Source organism: Bacteroidia bacterium (assembly GCA_027493955.1).
In the GTDB taxonomy this organism is placed as follows: domain Bacteria; phylum Bacteroidota; class Ignavibacteria; order SZUA-365; family SZUA-365; genus JAOSJT01.
In genome coordinates, this window is the sequence record JAOSJT010000001.1 from 5,148,795 (window position 1) to 5,173,349 (window position 24,555).

Here is a 24,555-nt window from a genome sequence, read left to right on the forward strand (position 1 = left end):
CGGAGTGAAAATTCCGGCGAATAGCATGTGCGTTGCTGTACCCGGCGCATGTACCTCAGTCAACCGATCCAGCACCTATTCGGAGGAATCCCATGCTACGAACCTTTCAAAGAACCTGCGCAGGCCTTGCGCTGGTCGCATCAATCCTGCTGCTCGTCACGACCGACCTCAGTGCGCAGGACAGAGTCATCAGTTTTCAGGGCGTGCTGACCGACGTGTCCGGCGGCGCTGTGGCGGACGGAAGTCATCAGCTGCAGTTGTCGCTGTACGACGCACTGACGGCGCAGTCGCATCTCTGGACGGAACAGCAGACAGTCAACACGGTGAGCGGTGTGTTCAATGTGCTCATCGGCAAGGTTAATCCGCTCACGCTGCCTTTTGACAGGCAGTATTGGCTCGGCATCAAGGTGCAGGGAGTGGAACTCACACCGCGAACCGCTCTTGCCGTCGCACCATACGCCTTCAGGGCGTTGAGTATCAACGGGATACCGGCGGGAGGCGACCTGAGCGGTACCTACCCCGATCCGCAGCTCAAAGCCGCTTCCATTGGCGCCGATAAACTGAAAAGCGGCGAGGTGGTGAAAAGTCTGAACGGCTTGCACGATGCCGTTACGCTTACGGCGGGAAGCAATGTCAACATCTCCACCACCGGCAACGCCATTCAGATATCCGCGACCCCGGGTGGCGGCGGCGGCGACATCACCGCCGTGAATGCGGGCGAAGGGCTCGAAGGCGGCGGTACTGCGGGTGATGTGACAATCGCGCTGCGCAGCGGTGGAGTGACTCCCGACAAACTCGCAACGGGCAATACACCCATGCCGGGGACCGTATTGGGATACAATGGGAGCAGTATGAGCTGGCAGTCGCCTTCGGGTGGCATTACCGGGATCATTGCCGGACAGGGCTTGTCAGGCGGAGGAAACACGGGTGACGTCGGAATACAGGTTGCGGATGCCGGAATCACCAGCGCAAAACTCGCCGACGGTTCCGTGACAAAGGAAAAGATTGCGGCCCCCGCAGGGTCGGATGGAAAGATGCTCACCTGGTACAGCAGCGGATTACAGTGGACTTCCGCGGGTGGCGGCGGCGGGGGCCTGACGATACCCTTCGCATGGAACGGAAATCTGGCGGATCCCACGATTGCGTTTTTTCTTGAGAATCAGGGAAGCGGACCCGCTATCGGCGTCCGGAATCTGTCCGGCGGCACCATGGTCGATCTCGCGACCAGCGAGTGGCAGTATCGGGGGATATCCTCCGGCAAGAAAGCGGGAATTTCCTGTACGACAACCGATGGCACCGCGATAATGGCAAGCAGTCAGGATGGCTTCGGAGTGTCCGGCAGCTCTGTCGGTGGACGGGCGATCAGCGGTACGAGTACGCAGAGCGATGGCGTGTTCGGAATCACGCTTGCAAGCGGCAAGGCTGGTGTGTACGGATCCACATCCGTCCTTACAGGCTTCGGTGTGTACGGTCATAATAATCAGGCACAGTCGAATGGCCGGCTCGGCACAGAAAAATCAGGTGTGTACGGCCAGTCTACCGCGAACAAGGGCGTATTTGGTTTGCAGGGTTCCGCCGCGGAATTGATAGGGACGCCATGCGGAGTGTATGGGCAGGGCGCTGATCGCGGGGTAGTCGGTGCAGTGCCGTGGACAGCCGGTTCGCCGAGCGGGAAAGTCGGCGTGCTCGGATACGGGGAAGTCGGCGTCGAGGGTACCGTCCCGGGATCCGGCACGAATCCGCCGCTCATTCTCAGTGCCGGTGTTCAGGGCCGGGCGCACACGGTATACGGTGTGGCCGGCAGCAGTATGTCGAGCAATGGTGTGTATGGTTATTCCAATTCCTCCGATGCCATATACGGCAGAGCGAAAACGGATGTCAAAGCCGCCGTGTATGGTGAAAACGATGGTTCCGGATCTTGGGGATATATCGGAGGACCGTACGGAGCATACGGCCGTTTCGGCGCATACGCTGGTCTGCTCGGCGTCAGTGATGCCGGGGTACGTGCCGCGCGTACCGGAACAAGCACGCTGGCCAGTCTCGTGACAAGCACCCACGCGGGCTCCTTCGTCGGTAACGTTCGTGTTCAGGGGAATCTCGACGTGACGGGCTCCATCGTCGGAGCCAGCAAGTCCTTCCTCATCGACCATCCCCGTAATCCGACGGAGCAATATCTCAAACACGTGGCCATCGAGGGTGAGGAGATGCTGACGTTGTATTCCGGCAACGTGATGCTCGACGCCCAGGGGGAAGCAACGGTGCAATTGCCGGAATACTTCGAGGATATCAACACCGATATTCGCTATCAGCTCACCTGCATTGGCGGCTGGGCACAGGTGTATATCGCCGAAAAGGTCCGGAACAACCGCTTCCGTATCGCCGGGGGTACTCCCGGTCTCGAAGTTTCCTGGCAGCTCTCCGGGGTCCGTCAGGATGCCTGGGCCAGGAAGAATCCTCTGATTCCCGTCATGGATAAACCGGCCTCTGAGCGCGGCTCGTATCTCCATCCCGAAGCTTGGGATCAACCGGAATCCCGCGGCATCGGTTACGAGGAAAACGAACGGATACGTGAACGGCTCGCCACGGAAGCGGAACGTCGCGGCAAAGACGACACCGGCTCAGAGAGGCGCTGAGAGGAACGCATCATGATTACTCTCATCAGAACAACGAAGCTCATGCTCACCTTCGCCCTGATCGGCGCGGTGGTGCCGCTTTGCGGAGCTGCCACGGCTCAGCTTGTGCTCCAACGCAGCGTGATGGCGCAGGGAGCTGTTTCCGCTTCAGGCGGGGGCTTCTCGATGTCGGCCACGCTGGGCCAGCCCATCATCGGCACAGCGCGCGATAATACGCACGCGGGATTTTTCGGCTTCTGGTATACACCGGATCGGGTTGTCGTCAATGTTGAGCGCATCGAAGGTCCGCGACCGGAAGCGCCGTCGATAGAGGCGATCTATCCGAATCCGACGCACGGCGAAGCTCTGGTCCATTTCGCAGTACCGGGTGCCGGTGTCGTTCGCGTTACCCTGCACGATATGCTGGGACGCGAGCTGTCCATGCTCGATCGCTCGTTCCGGGATGCCGGGCGCTACACCATCAGGATTCCATCGGGGCAACTCTCACCGGGTCTGTATTTCCTTCGTCTGACTACGGCCGGGTCGGTTGTGCTTGACCGCTTTATCGTGGAATGAGGCATTCGGTGTGAATACGAGGTCGCCGATTGTGCTCTATCCGGAATCCGGAGGCATGGCCGCAGCTGCGAAGCGCATGGCGATCCACGCATCCATCTGAACAGACACATTCATCAAATCAGAAACGGCAGCCTCGCGGCTGCCGTTTCCTTTGGGTCAAGTTTTCCTTCGATTCGAAGGCTGCGGATCAGTTGCGAACCAGCAGCATCTTCGTTTGCAGCATCTGCGTTCCGTAGACCAGTCGTGCGTAATACACGCCGTCGGGCAGATCGTTGGCCTCGAAGATCACGGCGTGTGAGCCGGGATTGAAGAAGCCGTCGGCGAGACGCGCGACCTCGCGGCCGAGAGCGTCATACACCGTCAGTGTGATGGACTGCTCCTCGGGAAGACGGAACACCAGACTGGTGTTGCCCGAGAACGGGTTGGGATAGTTCTGTTCGAGAGTCGGCGATTCGGGAATCACCGCTTCGTCGGAGAACACCACCTCGTCTTCTTTCAGGAAATTCCATGCCACATACACGTAGCGCGTGGCGATGGAGGAGTTGTTGCTCGCGTCCTTCGCGGTGTAACGCACGGTGTAGGTGCGTCCGAAGCCCATAGGTGCGCGTTCCGCGCGCAGCGCGAACTGCGTCGCGGGTTGACCGATGGCGGCGGCGATGTCACCGGGCAGGTCTCCGGGGCCCGTACCCGCATCGGGCTCGTTGCTCGTGACCGAGCTGAGCACGAAGGAACTACCCGGGCAGTTGTCGTTGAGGTTGACACTCGCCATGATGGTGCGCATTGTGCGATCCACCGGGAAGAGATACTGCGGGAAGAGCACCGGTGTGATAACCGGCGGTGTGACGTCGCGGACCGTTACCTGCTGTGTGGCAGTGTTGAAATTGCCGTACTGATCGGTAGCTGTCCAGGTCACAGTCGTGACGCCGACGGGATAGAACGACGGCGCGTTGTTGGTGATGGTTACGATGACGCAATTGTCAGACGCGGTTGCCGTGCCGAGGGAGAAAGCCGAACTGCGTCCGCAGAGCGTCGCGTTGGCATCCACGGTGACAGCCGGAGGCGCAAAAATCGTCGGTTTCTCGGTGTCGCGAATGACGATGTTCTGTGTCGCTGTCGCGGTGTTGCCGCGGGCATCAGAAGCGGTCCAGGTTACAACAGTCGTGCCGACAGGGAAGAAATTCGGCGCGTTGTTGGTTACGGAGGTCACAGCGCAATTGTCCGAGGTCACCGGATTACCCATGGCGACGTTGGTCTTTGCACGACCGCACTGGCCGGGATCGTTCGTGAGATTGACAGCCGCGGGCGCGGTAATGGTCGGCGGCTGAGCGTCAATGATGGTGACGAGCTGCGTTGAAGTCGCGGTGTTGCCCGAACCGTCGGTAGCCGTCCAGGTGACGGTGGTGATGCCGACGGGGAAAGTCACAGGCGCGTTATTGGTGATGGTGACGGTGACGCAGTTGTCCGACGCCGAAGGCAGGCCAAGAGCCGTGTTCGCGCGGGCGCGACCGCAGATGTTGGGATCATTGTTCGCCGTCACCGGAGCGAGCGTGGAAATGGTCGGCGGCTGCGTGTCGTTGATGGTCACGTTTTGTGTTGCCGTACGGGTATTCCCGTATGCATCCAGCGCCGTCCAGGTTACGACCGTCAGGCCGCGCGGGAAGAACGTCGGGGCGTTGTTGCTGTATGTGACGCCGGGACAATTGTCGGACACGGTCGGAGTACCCAGCGAGAAACTGCTGCGATTTTTTCCGCACAGTCCGGGATCATTGCTCAGCACGAGCGCCGCAGGAGCGGTGATATTCGGCTGCTGAGTGTCCTGAATGGTGACAGTCTGCGTGGCGGTGGCGGAATTGCCATTAACGTCAGTGACCGTCCATGTAACCGTGGTGGCGCCCACCGGGAAGGTCGAAGGCGCATTATTGATGACGCTTGCCACGCCGCAATTGTCAGCCGTCGTCGGGGTACCGAGAACGGTGTTGGTACGGCTCCGTCCGCAAATGTTGAGATCGTTGGGCTGTGTGACGTTTGCAGGCGCGGTGATGGTCGGATTCTGCGTGTCCTGAATCGTGACACGCTGATTCGCGGTGGCGCTGTTGCCCGCCGCATCCATCGCCGTCCAGACGACAATCGTCGTGCCAACCGGGAAGGTGGCCGGCGCATTATTGGTGACCGATGTCACCGCACAATTGTCTGCGGTTGTCGGAGTGCCCAACGTCACATTCGCGAGGGCACGCGAACAAAGGCCTGGATCGTTCGGCAGTACGACGTCAAGGGGAGCCGTGATGGTAGGCGGCGTAACGTCAGGAATCAGCGTGATGGTGACGTTGTCCGTGTCGGTGCCGCTTACTCCGTCGTCTACCGTGAGGGTGACGACATGGACACCGGGCTGCAGGAGGACGACAGAAGAGGAACTCGTGGTCGGTCCGGCGATGACGGTGGCGCCGATGCTCCAGGTGTACGTGAGCGGGTCATTGTCCGGATCGCTGGAGCCGCTGCCGTTCAGCGTGACGTTGATGCCCGTGGACGGCACGCAATTGATGGTCTGATCGGTGCCCGCATCAGCCGTGGGCAGCGAATTGGCAAGCGGAACGTTGCCAGTGACGATGATCGAGGCCAGCTGCGATCCACCCACAAGCGTCCCCTTGTGCGTCACCTGCACGATATATTGTGCACCGTTGGTCGGCGCGGGGATGTGAATCATCTCGACGTTGTCGCGAATATTGTCGCCCGTGGTGGCGGCATTTGCGGGATTGTCCGGATCGAGGCGGTAGGGGAAATAGGTGACGGGGCCGGGTCCGATGACTCGCACGTCGAGATCGTTGACCAGTCGCGGAGTCCGGTTATTGAGTGCGGCGGCGAGCGGCTGCACTGCCGGATCCGTCCATGCGGCGGTGATACGCAGCGGTGAACCGTCGCTTTCGACGGTTCTGGTGTACGTCGTGCTGTTGGCCAGAATGTGTTCGTGGATGTGCCCGGGGCTGCCCGGTGCCGCATCGGCGGTCATGACCTGTGCTGCCTTCGTGGTGTTCATCAATCCCCAGCCAAAGGCGTAATCCGGTCCGGTAGTCGACCCGGCCTCATCGGCGGTGTGAATCACCAGGGCTTTCATGGTGGAAGACTTCAAGGTCACACTCGGGTGCAGGTCTTCCTGATGCTCGAGCAACAAACCGATGGAACCCGCCGCGCTCGGACTGGCCATGGAGGTGCCGCTGAATATTCCATAGCTGTTGTTGTTCGGAATGAAAGAAGAATAGAGCCCGACACCGTTCGTCACGATATCCGGCTTGATGCGTCCGTCATCCGTCGGTCCCCAGGCGCTGAACGAGGACATCACCACACTTGCGGGATTGACGTACGCACCGGGGATATCGTTGACGGCACCGATGGTGAGGATGTTCTTTGCATTTCCTCTGTCGGTGAGGCAGTCGTAGCCGAGCGGGCCGCCGTCGAGGTTGCGCGTCGCCGTGGACCACACCCAGCTGTTCGTTCCGGTGTCCCAGTAATAGTGTCCGGTGCCCGGTGCCGGTCCCTGCATACGGTCGTTGCCGGCCGATTTGACGATGAGATAATTGGGATAGGTTTTTGCGATGTTATCCCAGCTCCAGGTGCCTTCGGAATAGTAGCCGAAATTAGCATCCTCTGTGGTGCTGATGTTGACATCCCCGAACCAATACCAACTGCCGGAAAAGAAATACCAGCCGGTGATGAAGCCATACGAATGGTTGGAAACCAGAAGACCGTTGCCGGCTGCGGTTTTCATCTCCGTCGTATCGTCGTCCCAGTCATAGGCGTGCAGCGTTGCCGCGTAGGCCATACCGCGGGCGGCAGCGTCCACGCCGGAGGCGACGAGCGTTCCGGCAACGTGTGTCGCATGATCGCTCAACGAGGCCGGCGTATCCATCTGCGTCACGCGGCCCGTCAGCTCCTGATGGGTCGTGAGTACACCGCCACCGTCCCATTCGCCGAGAAGAACGCCGGCTCCGGTCAGGGACAGCCCGGCCGTACCTCCGGGATACAGCTTGTCGGTGGAAATGGACGCGGCGGACACGGAATTCGTTGTCGTATAGTACAGAGGGGCACCGTTCGCCTTGAAGCCGACCAGTGTCGCCTTTGTCGTTTCGTTGTTCATGTGGATGGGTATACGCAATTCTGCAGCGCGTTTTTCAATTGCGGCGCGGTTGAAGCGTGGCGGAGTCTTGCCGCGGTCTTCTCTCTGCGCGACAACGCTCCCCGCGGTAAGCAGGAGCAGAAGCAGAATGCTCAGGAAAAATCCTCCGAATCGAGAATTCATGTGATACCTCTGGCTGGTTTGAGGAAACACACCCGTCGTCGTGTCCCATCCGTCTGCGGATCACCGTCCGGGTGTGGTATGTTTTTACTGGAAGCTGTTTCGCAAGTAGTCGAGTATGCAGTAAGATGGAGTACGGCAGGGAAAAAAGCAACTCCGGCATAATTTTGTGGCGCCCACTCCGCACACGCGCCCGCTCCGCGCGAGCAGCAAGGATATTACGTGCGCACCTCTATGTCTGCACAAAACATGCCTGCACCCATGTGAAGAGCTTATGCCTTCATGTCGTCCGCGTATGCAGCGATTGCCGGGATGGTCTCGGGATTTACGAGACTGCTCGTGTCGCCGGGATCCAGTCCGAGCCAGGCGCTGCGCACCATGCGGCGCATCACCTTGCCGTTTCGGGTTTTCGGAAGGTCGGGGACGGTGACGATGTGTTTCGGGGCCAGCGCTTTCCCCATATCATGCACAAGAGCGTCGTGCAACTCGCGCAGCAGGCCGTCGGTCATAGCATATCCCGGATTCAGCACGCACACGCAAATGATTTCGTTGCCTTTCACGTCGTGCGGAATGCCGATCGCGGCGGCTTCGTTCACCGCCGCATGTGCGACGAGCACGGATTCGATCTCGGCGGGTCCGACACGCTTGCCGGCTATCTTGATTGTGTCGTCCGAGCGCCCGAGTATGTACCAGAGACCGTCGTCGTCCACAGCCGCAAAATCTCCATGCACCCAGACGTTTTCCCAACGCGACCAATAGGTGTCGAGATAGCGCTGCCGATCCCGCCAAAAACCGCGGGTCATGCCTATCCATGGGGCGCGGATAACCAGTTCTCCCACGGCGTTGCGAATCGGGTTCCCGTGCTCGTCCACGACGTCCGCCGCGATGCCCGGGCAGGGAGCGGAGAAGGCCGTGGGCTTCAGCGGCAGCAGCGGCGAGCCCATGACGATGCCGCCGCTGATTTCGGTGCCGCCGGAATAATTGATGATCGGTCTGCGCTCCTCACCCACATCACGGAACAGCCACAACCAGGGATCGGGGTTCCACGGCTCGCTGGTCGAGGCGAAGCAGCGGACTGAAGCGATATCATGCGCGCGGACAGGGTCGAGGCCAAATTTCATCAAGGCGCGGATCAGTGTCGGAGACACACCCAGCACCTGAATGCCATGCCGCTCCACGAGGGCCCAGAGGCGGTCAGGCGCAGGGTAATCCGGTGCGCCGTCGAAGAGGAAAAACGTGCCGCCGAGTATGGTGGCGCCGAACAACAACCATGGCCCCATCATCCATCCCATGTCCGTCATCCAGTAAATCAGGTCGCCGCGCTGCACATCCGTCCCGAAGGCCATGTCCTGCGCCGCTTTGACGGGAAAGCCGCAGTGCGTGTGCACGGCGCCCTTGGGTTTGCCCGTCGTACCCGAGGTGTAGATGATCATGAGCACATCCTCGGCGTCCATGATTGCACTTCCGGCGTAATCGGACTGCTTCGGGATGAGTTCGTGCCACCAGTGATCCCGTCCTTCCACCATCGCAATGTCATGTCCGGTGCGCCGTAGGACGATCATATGCCGCAAGTCGGGTACTTCCGCGGCCGCCAGATCGGCGATGCTCTTCATGTCCACCACGGCGCCTCTTCGCAGGGAACCATCGGCGGTGAACAGCGCTTTCGCGCCGGCGTCGTTCAGGCGGGAGGCGACGGCATGTTCTCCGAAGCCCGAGAACAGCGGAAGGATGATGCCGCCGATGCGCGCAATGGCAAAGAAGGCAACGGCGATCTCGGGGGTCATCGGCATGAACAACCCGACCGCATCGCCGCGACCTATACCCAGTTCTCGCAAAGCGTTGGCACAGCGGTTCACCTCCGACAGCAGCTGACCATACGTCATCGACACCACCGCGCCTTCTTCGCCCTCCCAGAGGAGTGCCGTCGTGTCGCGCATGCGGGGATCCGCCGCCCAGCGGTCGAGACAGCTCTCGGTGATGTTCAATTTCCCGTCAACGCACCAGCGCGGGAAGGCGATGCCGTCACGCAGGTCGAGCACCGAGGTATATGGCCGGTTGAAGCGTATGTCCAGAAAACGGAGCACCGCATCCGTGAACCATGCAACGTCGTCGGTCGAACGCTTGAGCAACTCCTGGAAATCGGCGACGCCCTCTTCCTGCATGAAGGCGTGCACCGTGCTGCCTGCGATGTCGTCGTAGGTCGGGCGCCACACGATATCCCCACCGAATTGGAATGACTCTGCCATCTGGGACGTCCTTTCGTTTGCTGTGAAGTGAAGGATAGCGGTGTGCCGCCACACGCCGTCGGTGATGTATGAATATGCACGGGGCGCCGGGGCCCCGTGCAGTGCAGGCATACGGCCGCTGCGTCGAGCCGGTCGCGCCGCGGGTATTGTCACTTCCGTCGGCCGATCGGTGTCCGGACCGCGGAGCGCTATGATGCGGGTCGCCGTATCGGGAAGGCGACGAAGGCTTCGCGCAGATTTCTTCCGAAGTGCGCCATATCTGTCACGTTGCCGTCGGAAGCAAAACAGTCCGGTATCAGGGCGCGCCAGAGAAGCTCGGCACGCTTCGCGTCAATGACATCAACAACCAATGTCCCGGGATCATACATGGACACAGGGGTCAGCGGCGCAAAGGCGCCCCACCACGGTTTGTACCAGTTGTATGCCGTCCATTGCTCGATAGGCGGAGGTGTGTTCATCCCCGCATGCATATGCACGGTCATTTCCACGGGTTCGAATTGTTTCCATACCAGTCCGGCAGCACCGAGCATGACGTTGACCGAATCACGCAGCGCGTGATAGAGGGCTTCCTGTGCCGTGGCATGGTTGCCTTCGAAGTAGGGTCCGTCGAACCAGCGATAAGTTTTATACATACGAAAATCCGCGTCCGAATTCTTGTCCGTGATCACGGGACGCGGAGCCGTGCCGGAACATGCGATGAAGGAAAAGACAAGCGCTGCGAGCAGAAGGCCTCGTAGTGTTGCCATGATTGCGATCTCCAGATTTGTTGAACAAGACATGTCGGAAAAAATTACGCAGTCCGGTGGGTTTCAGGCAAGTCCTCAACCCTGCGTCTCCCGAACAGGCGCATTCTCGCCTCAGCGTTCTCCGGTAGAACGCCGAGAAGGAAGTACAGGCAGAAGGTGAGACCCTACCGCCGTCCCCTTGGTTTTTTCGGCTCCTCTTGAGGAAGGTATACGGTGTCGTGTACGACTTGCCGCTGAATTATCGGTTGTCGCGTCGTGGAGGGCTTGTCCGAACCGGACCAGATGACATAGACGCCCATCAGGAGCAGCACGTTCAGGGCGAGGATCACCGCGAGGAACGTCCTGTTTCGTCCGATACTTTCGCGCTGAAGGCTGAATTCCTTCTCCGTCGCTTCCTCGAAGGTGCGCAGGCCTTTCTCAATGAACATCTCGAGTCGGCTCAGCTTTCCGACCACGTCGTCCGCAAACTCGCGTAGCGAGCTCTCCAGGGACTTGTCCAGCGCATCCACGCGGTTCATGGCGGAATTGAGGTTGAAATGCAGGGATCGAATGTCGGCCATGATGGATTTCAATTTCTCCGGGAAATCCACGGCTTCGATGGAGCGCGACAGTTTACCCGACGACGCGATAATGGCGTCCGTGCCCGCAGAAAGTTTCTCGAAATCCAGCGCCTGCTGATCGTACGTTTTCTTGATCGCCGCAAAGATCTTGATGGATTGCGCATTGGCCTCCTCCAGCGATCGTTTCGCGTCCTCGATCGCGGTCTGCATACCATGATGCACGAGATCCTGCAATTCCTCAAGACGCGACGTTGCTTTACCTCCGAGCTCCTCTATGTGCTTGTGTGCACGCGCACCGAGTTCCAGCACCTGTGAACGCGCGCTGCCGGTAAAATCCTCGATGTGGCGGACGGATGCGTCACCGCCTTTGCGTATCTGCTCGTGAAGCAACTGTGCGCTGTCTTCGACGACACGATGGAAACTGCCATCCAGCTCTGCGGCGAGCTTCTTCACCTTTTCGGTCATTACCGCCAACTGCCCGTCAGCCATCGTTGCGGAGTCGCGCACGAGCTGCTTCATCGCGTCCGTGGACTGATCGAACAGTTGCTCGGCGCGGACGGAGAGTTGGGAGAGTGTATCGGCTGATCGCTGGCTCGTACCCTCCAACGTTCGGAGTACCTCCGCATGGTGTTCCTCGAATTGCTTCTTCGCGCGAGCCGCTGTTTCAAGTATGTGGCGTCTGGCGGCAGTACCGAGCTCATCGAAACGAGCCTGAGAATCGGTCCCCACCTGCTCGAGTGCTCCCTTATGCAGCCCCAATAACGCGTCGAGATGTTCGGAGTACTTTTTCTGGACACCGGCGACGGCGACAAGTACTTTCTGAGCGACGCTTTTTGCTTGCTCGATGTGATCTACCGCCGCGCGGAGGCGCCCGAGTTCCTTTTCGAGCGATTGGAGGGCTTCAGTCGTTTCCTGCTTCATAACCTTTCAGAAAGCTGTTGTTGAATGTTCGGAGCCATTGAAGATGCGAGACCAATTCGGGATCCGGGGTGATCGGGGCTGCTTGTGGTTTTGGCGCCCGCTCAGGAGCGGGTGTGGACGATTTCTGCTGAACGCGGGGCTGGGGAGTGACGCCGCGAACTTCCACCTGCGCGTTGCGATCCGCTTTGGATGGCGGTTCTATGGGTTGCGGGTCTTGCTGCGGAGCTCCGGGAGTAACGGATTTTTCTTTCGGCCCCGAAGGCGTCGGAGTTGCTTCGGGCTTGGCGGACTCGCCGGAAGATTCCGCAGTCCGGACGTTCAGCAACCGTGCGAAGCTGTCGATATCGACTGCAGCGGGCTGCAAACTCTCCGGGGCTGCAGCTCTGCCGGGCGCCGGCGGTTCCGCTGGCGCTTGCACCTCTGGCGTTTGTGCTTCCGGCGCTTGCGATGGCTTTGCTGGTCGGGGCGGGGTGACGGTCCCCTGCGCTGTTTCGGTTGCGGCCCCCTTCGCTTCGAAGTCCGCTACCGGCGCCTGCGCGGGCAGAGCGCTTCGACCGGATGCGACGGAGGGTGCGCTCGTGACCGGAGGCAGACTGTCCTCCGCCTTTCGGATGAGTTCCTCCCGTTCGCTGCGGAGGCGTTCGAGGTCCGGGAGACCGTCACGTACTTTCCGCTCTATCGCACTGATGCACTCCTCGGACAGATGCCTCCGGAGAATCACACCCAGGCGATGCAGTGACGCATCGCAATCCTTTTGCTTGCCCCGGCTGAGTGCGAGACAGAACAGTACGGCTTCCGCAAAACGCGATGGTGCGCTCTTCTCGGTTTCGTCATCGGGGGGATCAACCGTGTCCGCCAGAGCCGCGAGCGCTTCGAGCAGTGCTGAATGTGCGTGGAATGGTGAAAGTATTTCGCAGGAACGGCGCAGATGACGGACATGCTCCAGCACCCCGCCCGGTCCGTCCGCCTCGAGCCCCTCGGCGATGAGCAATAACTCCCGAAGCTGTTCCTGCCCTTCCAGCGTCAGTACCCGCGGGAGCTCGTCGGGCCGTGCATACCGCGAAGTAGAGGTGTGCACTGCCGTGGTGTGAAAGCGTTGCGGGCCGTCCTCACGCATCACTGTGTGGAGAAGCACATCCAGATCAGTCGCCTCGCGGTCGTGATACTCACCGATCCAGCGATACAGATGGTCAATGAGGAAGAACAGACACTGCTCCAACACGGAATCGCCGGTGTATGTCGGAAGGACTTGCAGCACGCGCTCCGCGTCCTTTTCCGGCATGAGCATGCGTACGTAGTGTTGAAGCGCTTCGCGGTACTCCGCGTCGCGCCTGACGTTGATGGTCAGCGCAAAACGTCTGGACGCGGGATTTGCTACCACGTCGGTAACGGCGCCAAGCGCCATCATGCGCAGTATGGCGCGCTCCGTATCGGCACGACTGCGGATTTTCAGGAACATCTGCCGCAATGCCAGCCCAAGATCCTGGTCAAGACGCGAGAAAACACCCTGCTGCTGTGTGCGATCCTCGATTTGCGCGACGAAAGACTCCCAGGTATCAGCCGAGATCTCGGATAGAATTTTTCTTTGTATCTCAATCTCCGCGCGTCGCCAGAGCAAGCTGTGGATCTGTGTCAATATCGGCTCTTTGTCGTTCTCGAAGCCGATGCGAAGCGTGAAGCTCGCTCCGATATCGAAATCCTTCATCTGCCGGAGTATCCCATCATCAGCATCGGAAGGGAATGTTGCGGATACCCATGCGCTGAGACTGGGCCCCGACCCCGCCTCTGCGATGCTTTGCCTGAAGGCGAACTCGAGCGCTTCACGGGCGAAGGTCTGGTCGGAGTAATTCGTATCACGGACCACAGTCAATGCGACGAGATCTATGTAGCCCAGCACTTCCCCGCGTCGGGTCTGCAAGTACAGCCGTTCATCCAGATTGCGCTGCCAGTAAGCGGTAAGAATTCCCGTGCCGAATTCATCGCTCAGGAGGTTGGCAATACGAGAGGTGTTGGTATCCTCCGGATAGGTGATTTCTTTCAGCAAATCACTCAGGATTTGCTTCTCCCTGGCCGAGGTGCTGAAGCCGTGATGCAGAGCGGACTCCTCGCGCTTCCGGCTCTCCGCGGCGTTGCGCTTCAACACGCTCTTGGGGATGCACACATAGCACAGGGCTGGCCCTCCATCATGCCCGGCTCTGCCGCATTCCTGAAGCAGGCGTGCGATGGAAGGAGAGGGCTGTACATGTATGGTGGCGCGCACACCCGGTCGGTGCGACCCGATGCCCCAGGCGCGCGTGCTTACGAGCAGATTCGCCTCTCCCCGCGAAAATCGTTTCCGCTCACCGGCAGCGTCGCGAAGGATCTGGCGCCCGACATGGACACCTTCGCAATCCTGACCGGTATAGCGGGCCGTCCGGAAGGGCGATGCATCAAGGATCTCCGCGAGACCTTGCCGTTCCGCCCCATAGCGCGCGGATACGTTGGCTGCGGCAGGGACAAATACCACTGCGGCGCCTTCTCCGTGCGTGGAGAACAGCTGATCGAGCCCGTTATCGGATGATGGAGTCTCAGTAGAGTTGTCTGATGCGCCGGCCTGCAACGCCTTTGGCAAAGCTTCGAGCAGCTGTCGAATCTCCGTTGCCTGCTCTTGAGAGCCGGTGGAGGATGTGACAACGGGAACGAGTCTGACATCAGGAGGTAACGCTCCGGGCAGCAGCAGCAACCACGCTCCCTCCGCACGGGCGTGCTGCTGTGCGGTAGCAAGTTGTCGAAGCAGATGGCTGTGCACGCGGGGCGACATCGAGGCCGTGAGCATTGCGAGCGGCACGTGACGAAACGGTGCGGTCGTCGCCGCCGCGCAAATTCGTCCGGCGATGTGCTGCATGGCGTAGCGCGCGTCGTGACTCCATTCGCTGCAACTCTGCGCTTCGTCGATTACCGCCCGCGCAAAAACAACGCCCTCACGGCGTGCATCCATCAGGGCGTTTCGTACATCCTCGCTGTCGAAAAGATTCGCCGGTATCAGGCCGATCAGAGCGTTTCCTTTTGAGAGTGCACCGAGCGCAGCGAGACGCTCTTCGCGACGCGCTTCCTCCCGAAGGAGGACGTATGCGTCGATGCCGGCCTCATCGAGGGCCGCCGCCGTGTCGGTGAGCATATCGGAGGAAGGTGCGACGATGACTGTCGGCGCGCTTTGCAACACCGATGCCAAAAGGACAGGCATTGTTTTTCCTGCCGCAGGCGGCATGGCGGCGATGACCTGCTCAGCCCGGAGCATGCGGGAGAGAAATTCCAGCTGTCCCTGTCTGAACGCGGAACATCCGAATACGTCATCCTGCAGGCCGCGCAGTGCCGCTTCGGCCTCAGCCGTGATTTCGAAGTCTGCCGATGCTCCCCGACCGGCGCCTTTGTACACCACAGCAGATGCGCTTCTGAATTTCTCCCGTTCCTTTCCGGACATCACGGAACGGATACGGATAGAGGGTGCGTCAGGAAGCGGTATCTCTTCATCGGGGATGTCAGCGGTATGCAGCATCGATACATCCAGCACGAGCGTGCACGGCGCTATCGCTTGTCCGGATGCGAGCACGGTCGGTCGACAGCCGCTGACGGCATGCAGCGGTGAATCGGCGAAGTCCGCCGTGCAGTACACTTTCAGATTGATGGCCGGCAGACGTCGTCCCGCACCTTCGAGGATGAACAACCGATCGAGCAGCCGGGTCAGGTCTTCCACCGCGAGAGCTGCGCAGGGTATGTCACGCTCGATAACGGTGATATCCCATTCCTGTGCGGCAAGGCTCAACTGGCCCGAGAGCAGGTTCTCAAGCACCACCTTCTGAATGCGAGCCACACCGAGTGGTGTGTGCAGTACCTGTAGGAGCTGTTTGCCCTCCTGCGTACTCAACAGTGGTGCGCTTCCGGCCGTGAGTAATGCCCGCATCTGCCCCGGATACTCCGAAATGAGTGCGGTGAGACGGGACCGGAGTGAAGCGGTATCTGCTCCAACCTCGATTGTGATCCAATTCTCCTGTGTCGAAGTTTCGTCCTCCACACCCTCAGGCAGAAACTGCAGTCCGCTCAGCGTACCCGCCCCGGCCGGAAGCGGAAGCAGTAGCTTGTTTCCCTGAGTTTGCAGCAGTTGTACCGCGGCGAGACCCAGAGATTTTTGCAGTACCGGGAGCAATTGTTTGAGAAATTCCGCCGACACGACACCCTGAAACCGCCGGATGGAATCCTGGCCGGTGATGCGAGGATCGAAAGGAAGCAGCGCGGCGGACCATTGTGCAAGCAACGCGTCTCTGTCGGGCCGTTTTTTCCCCAATTCACGGACGTATTCCGGGAACGCCGCGATACAGCGCTCGCTCACCAGTCGTGAAGCGCGTGTCGGGAGCCCTCGCGCCAAAAAATTTACCGCGGCTTCCACGATGTGCAGGTCGGGGATGCGCTCTCCGCTCGCTTCTCGGACGGATTCGCTTTCGTAGCAACAAGCGGTCCTGAACAGCTCAGGAGTATCTGAAGCACCCCTGGCGATCGCTTTCAACGCAGAACGGAGTGGCTCAAGTATGTACGCTGCTGAACTCTGAACTCGCATGCATGTTCTTCCGTCGAATATCTCGAGAAAGGAGCCCGTCCGGTTGATAGAGGACAATATGGATTGATAGTGCAATGTATCATCCGATGCCGTGAAAAGCAACCGTTTTCTCTTATTTAGCATCCGTGGAACCATTGGCTCGTCTGCTCCCATGCCATCGTGCGATTTTTATCAGCCATGGATCTGCCGCCACACGCTCAATATGCACGCGCGTCCGTGTGTGGGCAATATCTGACATCCGATCTGATCGAGGGATAGGAGCGTTGGAGGCAAGGAATGCGGTCGAGGCGGATCTCCGCGGCAATTTTACCGGACTCTGGATTCTCGCTGTGGATTGTTGTAGGTTTCGTGAAACACAGATTCACATGTGTGCGCCTACAGGAGCGAAACCGCATGGTTGTTTTTGAAACTACCAGGCCGAGTGCACGGAACACCAGACTTGGGGGAATACTGTGCGCCGGACTCATACTGCTGATCCTTATCGGCGGCAGGATATCGGCGCAGGATTTATCCCGGGACGACACGCCACCTTTTACGCTGACCGGCAGTCTGATCACCGCCGGGGAACTGTACTCCATACCGGGGCTGGAGACGCAACGACCGGAAAAGTCCGCACGATTGTACTTCAATCCCACTCTGAACGTTTACGGGCTGCAACTGCCGTTCAGCTTTCTTCTGTCCACCCATGAACGCTCCTACAACCAGCCCTTCAACCAATTCGGCGTCAGCCCGGTGTATAAATCACTCACCGTGCATGCAGGCTATCGCTCCCTCCGCTACTCGGATTTCACCTTGAGCGATGCGGTTTTCCTTGGCGGTGGCGCGGAGTTCCGTGAGGACTGGTTCAAGCTGCGCGCGATGTACGGGCGCTTGCGCAGGGCGGTGGATGAGGACACTTCCTCGTCCATTCGGGCGGTGTACCGGCGTGTCGGCTGGGCATTCGGCGCCGGCATCGGAGACGAGCAGCGCTTTATAGATCTGAACGTGCTCAAGGCCTGGGACGACAGCTCGTCGCTCTCCCGGCTCCCTTCCTTCGGTGCGGTGTATCCGTCGGAAAATGTGGTCGCCGGTCTGAACGGCCGTCTCCCGATGCTCGGAGGCCGGCTCGTGGTGGATGGAGAACTCGCGGGCAGTGTGTTCTCCCGCGATCTGCGGCTGCCGCTGTTCACGGATAACAGTGTGCCGGAAACCGGCTTGATTCAGACGCGCATCTCCTCGCGCTTCAATCTCGCTTCCAGAAGCGGAATCACCTGGAACGACGAACTCTGGTCGCTGCGTCTGGAATACGCGCGCGTCGAACCCGAGTATGAGACCATGGGGGCGATCTATACGCAGAACGACTACCAGGATATCACCGTCAAACCGTCGTTCCGTCTGCCCGACGGTTCGTTGCGTATCAATGGCTCCGTCGGACGCCGCTCGGACAACCTTTTCGATGACCGTCTGTACACGACCAGTCGTATCATCGGCTCCGGTTCGCTCAATTGGCTGCCGGGGCCGCTGTTCAACCTCGACGCCAATTACTCCAATTACAGCATGTCCAACAGCAACGGCGCGCTGCAGGTAAACGACAGCACCCGACTCGACAATGTGTCGGAATCCTGGTCGCTGTCGCCGCGTCTGGCGCTCACGGGCATGTCCATGCAGCACTTCCTCATGCTTTTTCTCACGAAACAGAGCTATACCGACGAAAACCTTCTCACCGGTCGTAATTCGGACAACGACGTGCTCACGGCGGTACTCAGCTATAACGGGATGCTGATGTCCGGCTTCGGATTTTCGGGTGCCGTGCAATTTACCGAAATCACGACGGCCTTTCTCACCAATATCATACGCGGCGCAACCATAGAAGTCAGCAATGGTTTTTTCGACAATCAACTGAATGTGAGTCTCTCCTTCACGATGAATTTCACCAGAGCCAGTGTCGAGAGCGCAACGGACACCCAACAACTCGTGACGCTCAGTACGCGCTACAAATTCACGCGCGAAGATGCGCTCGATTTTCGTTTCCAATACAACGACTACCACGCCGTGGATCCGTCCAGGCGGTCATACAGCGGCACCATCACCCGGTTGCAGTATTCCCGGAGTTTCGCGTTCGGCACATGATACCCCGCGTCGACCGTTTCCCCGACCATTGATTAGAAATTCATGCACTGATACAGGAACGGACCATGAAAACTCTCTTGACGGCATTGTGCGGACTGCTGTTCATCTGCGCGGCGGAGGTGCACGCGCAGCTCAGTCTCGCGATACAAATGGATCCGCGTCCCTCTCCCTACATCTCGGATTGGCGCTCGAATCCCAATACGATTCGTTTCATCGTCACAAACCCCACCAACGCGGATGTGCAAGTCCGTTTTTATGGATATATCGAAGGCGACACCCGCGGCCGCGTCGCGGAAAGCAATATCGACGCCCCGATCCCTCCGGTGACCATTCGCCCCGGAACGAGCATGCTCAATGCCGTGGATGCCAACATGCTCGAAGACGGTGCCGTAGCGTATTCCGGTCCCACGCGCGAAGAAAGTCGCCGCAGTGGTCGTCTGCCGGAGGATAACTTTCGGTTGTGTGTGGAACTCCGCGCCTATGATCCTCCCTGGACCGCTCTTTCCCCCGAGGCCTGCACGCGTTTCGATATCCGCCTGCTGTTTCCTCCGACGCTGATCGCTCCGGTGAACGCGTCCGACGTGACCGCGGCACCGACGTTTCAATGGTCCGGTGTTCCGCTCGCTATCGGGGAGATGGCGAAGTACGAACTCACCGTGATCGAGCTCGACCCTGGTCAAACGAACGTCGCCCAGGCGATGAAAACCAATATTCCGTTGATGCAGCGGAGCGATCTGCGCGTACCCGTGTATCAGGTGATGCCTTCCGATCCGAAATTCGAGGAGAAGCATCGCTACGCATGGCAAGTGCGTGCCTACGATGTGAACGAGCGCTTCACCTTCGCAAACGACGGCGTGAGTGAAATCTGGTCCTTCACGTACAATCCTCCCGTTCCACCCGGTTTTACCGATAAGACCACCAAGGCGCAGGTCAAAGGAAAGGTCTCTCCGCCGTCATCCTCCGCGTTCAGCCAATTGAATACCACACCCCATCTCGTCTCCACGGCAATGGCCCGGTTGCGGGGGCGGCTGCTGAGCACCTTCAATCCTTCCTCCGTCCCCAAGCCCCGATCATTGACAATCAGCGATGCACCGGTGAAGCCGGCAGGGAAGGGAAAGTCTCCGGTGAACGAGAGTAAAGCGCAACAAGGGACCGTAAAACCCGCTGTACAGACAGGACAGAAGACGCCGTCGGCTCAGGCCGCGCAAACACTAAAGGTATCGCAACTGCCGAATGTCATCTCGCTCTTCGGGAAAAAAAGCCTCCCGATGGGCGGTATTCATCTGAGTCTGTACCTGCACACACGTTCCGTGCCCGTATGCGGGTACTGGCCCTTCCGTGTGAATGGGACGTACTACCCGGACAAAGTGCTGGTAGCGACAACGACAACGACTGAGGACGGCAGTTTCGAATTTGTCTTCTTCGCCAAAGACTCCACGGGCCGGATCTTCAAAAACGTGGATATCCATTGCGGCGGCGGTGAATTCGTCAACACTCTCAAAGGCGATCTCTATCGGTACTATACCGTGGAAGTAAACGACCCGCATCTCTGCAGTCCGGAGGACGAATTCGCCGTGCAGCCCCTCGGGAACGAGGACGCCGGCGATCTGTACTCGCTGGTTCGCTCGTACGCCGCGAAAATCCATGTCGTGGACAAGGAGGTGCCGGACGTGAGTCTCTCCGGCATGCGCGTGGCCGTGATACGCAGGAACAGGCCCAATGATGTGCCGGAAAACGAAGGCACGCTCGATCCGCCCGAACCAAGACCGTTTCCGCTTTCCGGCGAGATAATCGCACGAGGTGAGACGGACAAAGACGGTATCCTCACGATCCGCGATATGGTGAAAAACGTCGGTGGATCGGATTATTACGACATCATGGTTGCGAATCCCGAAGAAAGCGTGTACTGGTACGCGTCGACGGTACGCACGTTCAAGTTCGGCTTTCTCCTGAATGAAAAAGATGAAGAGGGGAATACCCTCACCTGGGACATGGCGACCTACAATCAGGACTACGACCCCGATATCATGAAGGCGACGGTTAAACTCGCCATGACGCCGAAGAACCCGAGAATCAAAGGCAAGGTGTACCGTGCGGACAATCTGATCCAACCGCTGAAGAACGCGAAAGTCTCCCTGTACAGATTCAGCGGGATACTCACCAAGGACCGTGAGACCGTGACCAACGATTCCGGCGGCTTTGTGTTCGATAATCTCATTCCGACCAGTGGCAGCAGCTACTACTTCATGAAAATCGAGCGCTACGGGTACAAGACACGAATCGAACCGGTGAATCTCTCGACGGATCCCATCAAACTGCCGAAAGGCCGGCAACGCACCTTCGCGCAAATCCCTCTGACGCCGAAACTGGTCGTGCATGGAAAAATCGTCGATGAATTCGGCAGACCCGTCGCGGCCACGATTCGCATCGGTACGGGCAACGACGTGCACACCATCAAGAAAATGAAAATCCTTCCAGCCCAGCAAAGCAGTACGCAGCTTATTGCCTCACTCGTTCAACAAAACCCGATGGTGCAGTCTTCCTCGGTTGCGAGCAGGCTGAAGTACCGACCGCGGCCGAAACTGGCGAAGCTGAACATGCCGAAGGTGACCTTCGATGAAGAATTCACCACACCCGCGCCGACCGGTCTTCAATACATGTACATCATGCCGGATAATATCGAGCTGTACCACCCGGACACGCTGATGCTGTTCCTGCCCGAGGGTGCGGAGGACCTCGGCGACTTTACGGTGTATGTCAAAGCGCACCGGCTTGCCGTCCGGGCCGTGACCACTCCGCCCAGCACGCAGAGCCCGCCCGGGTTAAAGATCCAGGGTGCGAAGAAGGCGGGCAAGCAGACGAAAAAACAGGGGCAGGTCGGACCGTCCATCGCTCAGGCGCAGGCCCGGGTGAATATGATACAAGCCGCACAGACCCCACCCGCGATGCTGGCGGTGAATCAGTTCCTGACGATTATCCCGCAATATACCTGGGTGATCAAAGACGCCGTCATCACCGTCAACGGCATGGAACCCGACTCGGTGGATGCCGATGGTGTGTCGTATTTCGTGTGGTTCTCCCCCGGCGACGATGCCGAGATCCAGGTCAAAGGTCCGCCCGACAGCGATTACATGGAAAAAACGGTGCAGGCAACGGTAGGAGACGAGAGCATTCATTGGCTGGAGATGAGCGTCCCGCTGCTCATGGGCGGTCGCATCAGCGGGAAGGTATCCGTGGGCACTGTCGCGGTTCAGGGCGCGCGTGTGCGATTGTTCGACAATCCGGCGGAAACGGAACCGCTGCAAACCTACACCGACGCCGCCGGCACCTACACGTTGCGCGGCATCGCTCCCGGAAATCACCTATTCCTCGCTGCGAAATCCAAGAGTCAGTTCATCGGTGATACGGCTTCGGCCGATATCGTCGCCGGAAAGGAGGCAACTCTCGATTTCGAGCTGAGTACCTACAACGACATGGATATCACCACGCTGCTCGGCTTCCCCATCGAGGTGTCGGGACTCGATTCCAGTTCCGGCCAAGTCCGCCTGTCCGGAAGCTTCGTCGAACTACCGGCCAACGCGCATTTTTCTCCGGAGGACAGCAGCAACGGCCTGCCATTCACGGACGTTGCGGTGCAGCCATCGTCCGCCGCCAACCCGAACGGCATTCCCTACGCGGAGCCCGCGACGCTGCCGCTCGTCACGCCGGTGAACTCCTGGGATATCACTGCCTTCGATGTGTACAAGGCCGAGCAACACGACAATGTGCAGGGCTTGCGGGTGGACCGCGGGGACGGGCGTGGTGAAATTCGCGGTGCGGTGCGCATCAAACCTTCCTCCTTCACCTTCCCGGGCGGTTCTGTGGAGTTGGGTGTCACACACATTGCCCTCGCACGCTCCGTCGGTACGTCCGAGGGACTGGTCATTCCCGCGTTGACATCCGATGCCGGTCTGCCGCATGACGGCCCGCGTGGCTATCACGCTGTGGCAGAGGATGGATCGGCGTTACGCTTCAGTCTCTACGACTTCGACGCAGTGACGGACTCCGCACGAAGTTACTTCCACATGGATACGGTATCGCTCGCAACGACGCTGCACACGAATATCAGCAACATCGAGAAATCCGATCTGGAGCTCGACATCGGTGCGATCCGCGTCCATCACAATGCGGTGGAGCCCATCGTTTCGCCGCAGGCACTCGACATCACACTCGAAGGCGACTGGAAAATTGCCAGCAAGGCCTGGACGCTGGACAATAACGGTCTCACGCTGGACAGCGGCACGGTACGCGCCGGGTACATCGGCGTCCCGTTCAAGGGTCTGAAGATTTTTCCGGACGCCATTGCCTTCGGAGATTTCAGTCTGGATAAACTGCTGATGTCGGGGGTCGCGACCATCAACGTCACCGGCAAGGCGGACTTCGGCTTCGATCCCGGCACGCAGCACTGGTCTCTGGCTGTCGGTCCCAAGCCCGGCGAGGAAACCTGCGGATGGATGCTGCCGCTCTCGCCGATGGCTCCCACGGACAGGATTATGTTCCAGAACTTCTATGTGCAGGCGAGCGGCTCCAAGGGCTTCCAGATGGCGACCGGCAATCACGTCACGCTTGGCAGAGTCGGCTCGTGGGTCATCAACCAGTTCATTCCGAAAGAGACCTTCGTCCAGATCGCGGGTTCGCTCGATCTGGGCATTCCCAATCTCCCCATCATCAACCAGATCGCTACCGTTGGCGAAGAGGATGGAGACATCGTGCTTGGTCTGGATCCCATCAACGAGACCATCGCCGTCAATGGTGTCAAAATCAAGTTCAACACTGCGAAAGGGCAGCAGAATTACGACAACAATGGTTTGCATGCGGGAGTCATTGTGTCGGAGGACGGCGCTTTCGCTTTGCATTCGATACTGCATCGTACACCGACGAAAACCCACATCGTGGTGAACGAAGGTGAAGAGGTCCAGGTCGGCACCGAGGTTAAAATGACCGACGTTGTGGGAGCGATGGAAGTGGCGAGCAACGCGTGGCAGCTGTTCTGGTTCGAAGGCGACCTGCAGAACAAAGATCAGGGCGGACGGCTCAAATTCACGGTCATGGGGGACATCGTCGCGAACAATCAGCAGATCGGCGTGGATAAAATCGAAACACCGTTCGGCGATATCTCTCTCATTTACAATTTCCAGGAGGCGCAGCTCGAAGGGACCCTGCATGTGGAGCAGGATCTCGACGGCACAAAGATCGTAGGTGATGCAACGCTGCTCATCAGCGGCGCGGGCAAGGGCTGGTACTTCTTCTGTGGTGCGACGTTCGAACTGCCGCAACCCAAGGTGGACGGCACGGCGGCCTTCGCCGTCGGACATTTCAAACTGACGCAGAAGCAGCTCGATCAATTCGCAGAGTACTCGTATCAGAACAAGGGGCTGCCGCCGCAGTTCCACAACTTCAACGGTTTCTTCTTTGAAGGTACCGTGATGATACCGCCGCCGGTATTCTGTCCGAATTTCGATTTCGATTTCGGTCTCGTATCGGCGTACATGATTTGCCAGGTGGGCGCCAACGCGCGCTTCGGCATGAATTTCGGACCGGTGGATACGTATTTCATCGCCATCCGCGGTATAGGCAAACTGGAAGCCGGCGTGGGCATGTCGGTCGTGATCGCCTGCGCCGGGGTGTCGGCCGGAATACTGATCGAGCCCAATATCGAGGGCATGTATCAATCCGACGGCACGTGGTACGTGCTCGGGGATTTCCCCATTACCCTCTACGGTACCACATATGCGGGCTGGGGCATCTGCGACAGCGAATGCGACGGCGCACTGTGCGACAAGTCCTCCGCGAGCGCCAGCATCACCCTCGGCATGAAGGGGTATGTTGGTTCGGACGACAAGTACTTCAAATTCTATTTCAAGTAG

Annotated in this window: 9 protein-coding genes; 4 read left to right on the forward strand and 5 right to left on the reverse strand. The window is 59.2% G+C overall.

Annotation, left to right across the window (positions count from 1 at the left end):
- Positions 1–92 precede the first annotated feature (92 nt).
- Together M5R41_19475 and M5R41_19480 are read left to right on the forward strand one after the other, a co-directional pair.
- Positions 93–2,633 carry a hypothetical protein gene (locus tag M5R41_19475; GenBank protein MCZ7558574.1) on the forward strand — a complete coding sequence of 847 codons (2,541 nt, stop codon included), beginning with the start codon at positions 93–95 and terminating at the stop codon, positions 2,631–2,633.
- Positions 2,634–2,645: 12 nt separating this feature from the next.
- Entirely contained in the window at positions 2,646–3,188 is a 543-nt protein-coding gene (locus M5R41_19480) for a T9SS type A sorting domain-containing protein (GenBank protein MCZ7558575.1), read from the forward strand.
- A gap of 187 nt (positions 3,189–3,375) precedes the next feature.
- On the opposite strand, the gene M5R41_19485 is transcribed toward M5R41_19480, so the two are convergent.
- The 5 genes from M5R41_19485 to M5R41_19505 form a co-directional block, all read right to left on the reverse strand.
- The gene (locus tag M5R41_19485) at positions 3,376–7,479 is read right to left on the reverse strand and encodes an HYR domain-containing protein (GenBank protein MCZ7558576.1); all 4,104 of its coding nucleotides are present in this window, start codon (positions 7,477–7,479) and stop codon (positions 3,376–3,378) included.
- 269 nt (positions 7,480–7,748) lie between these two features.
- Positions 7,749–9,722, reverse strand: coding sequence for an AMP-binding protein (locus tag M5R41_19490; GenBank protein ID MCZ7558577.1), 1,974 nt, complete (start codon positions 9,720–9,722; stop codon positions 7,749–7,751).
- A gap of 188 nt (positions 9,723–9,910) precedes the next feature.
- Positions 9,911–10,468: a DUF4136 domain-containing protein gene (locus M5R41_19495; GenBank protein MCZ7558578.1), complete on the reverse strand. Its 558-nt coding sequence runs from the start codon at positions 10,466–10,468 to the stop codon at positions 9,911–9,913.
- 164 nt (positions 10,469–10,632) lie between these two features.
- Entirely contained in the window at positions 10,633–11,949 is a 1,317-nt protein-coding gene (locus tag M5R41_19500; protein MCZ7558579.1) for a hypothetical protein, read from the reverse strand.
- Positions 11,930–16,315 (reverse strand): hypothetical protein, encoded by a 4,386-nt coding sequence (locus M5R41_19505; protein MCZ7558580.1) that lies wholly within the window; start codon positions 16,313–16,315, stop codon positions 11,930–11,932. Before M5R41_19505 ends, M5R41_19500 begins: the two co-directional genes overlap by 20 nt.
- Before the next feature lie 618 nt (positions 16,316–16,933).
- Here M5R41_19505 and M5R41_19510 point away from each other — a divergent pair.
- Together M5R41_19510 and M5R41_19515 are read left to right on the forward strand one after the other, a co-directional pair.
- Positions 16,934–18,649: a hypothetical protein gene (locus M5R41_19510; protein MCZ7558581.1), complete on the forward strand. Its 1,716-nt coding sequence runs from the start codon at positions 16,934–16,936 to the stop codon at positions 18,647–18,649.
- 65 nt (positions 18,650–18,714) lie between these two features.
- Positions 18,715–24,555: a carboxypeptidase-like regulatory domain-containing protein gene (locus tag M5R41_19515; protein MCZ7558582.1), complete on the forward strand. Its 5,841-nt coding sequence runs from the start codon at positions 18,715–18,717 to the stop codon at positions 24,553–24,555.

Coding starts and splice junctions, on each gene's coding strand:
- M5R41_19475 (MCZ7558574.1), top strand. CDS start 93: ATGCTACGAACCTTTCAAAGAACCTGCGCAGGCCTTGCGCTGGTCGCA.
- M5R41_19480 (MCZ7558575.1), top strand. CDS start 2,646: ATGATTACTCTCATCAGAACAACGAAGCTCATGCTCACCTTCGCCCTG.
- M5R41_19485 (MCZ7558576.1), bottom strand. CDS start 7,479: ATGAATTCTCGATTCGGAGGATTTTTCCTGAGCATTCTGCTTCTGCTC.
- M5R41_19490 (MCZ7558577.1), bottom strand. CDS start 9,722: ATGGCAGAGTCATTCCAATTCGGTGGGGATATCGTGTGGCGCCCGACC.
- M5R41_19495 (MCZ7558578.1), bottom strand. CDS start 10,468: ATGGCAACACTACGAGGCCTTCTGCTCGCAGCGCTTGTCTTTTCCTTC.
- M5R41_19500 (MCZ7558579.1), bottom strand. CDS start 11,949: ATGAAGCAGGAAACGACTGAAGCCCTCCAATCGCTCGAAAAGGAACTC.
- M5R41_19510 (MCZ7558581.1), top strand. CDS start 16,934: ATGGTTGTTTTTGAAACTACCAGGCCGAGTGCACGGAACACCAGACTT.
- M5R41_19515 (MCZ7558582.1), top strand. CDS start 18,715: ATGAAAACTCTCTTGACGGCATTGTGCGGACTGCTGTTCATCTGCGCG.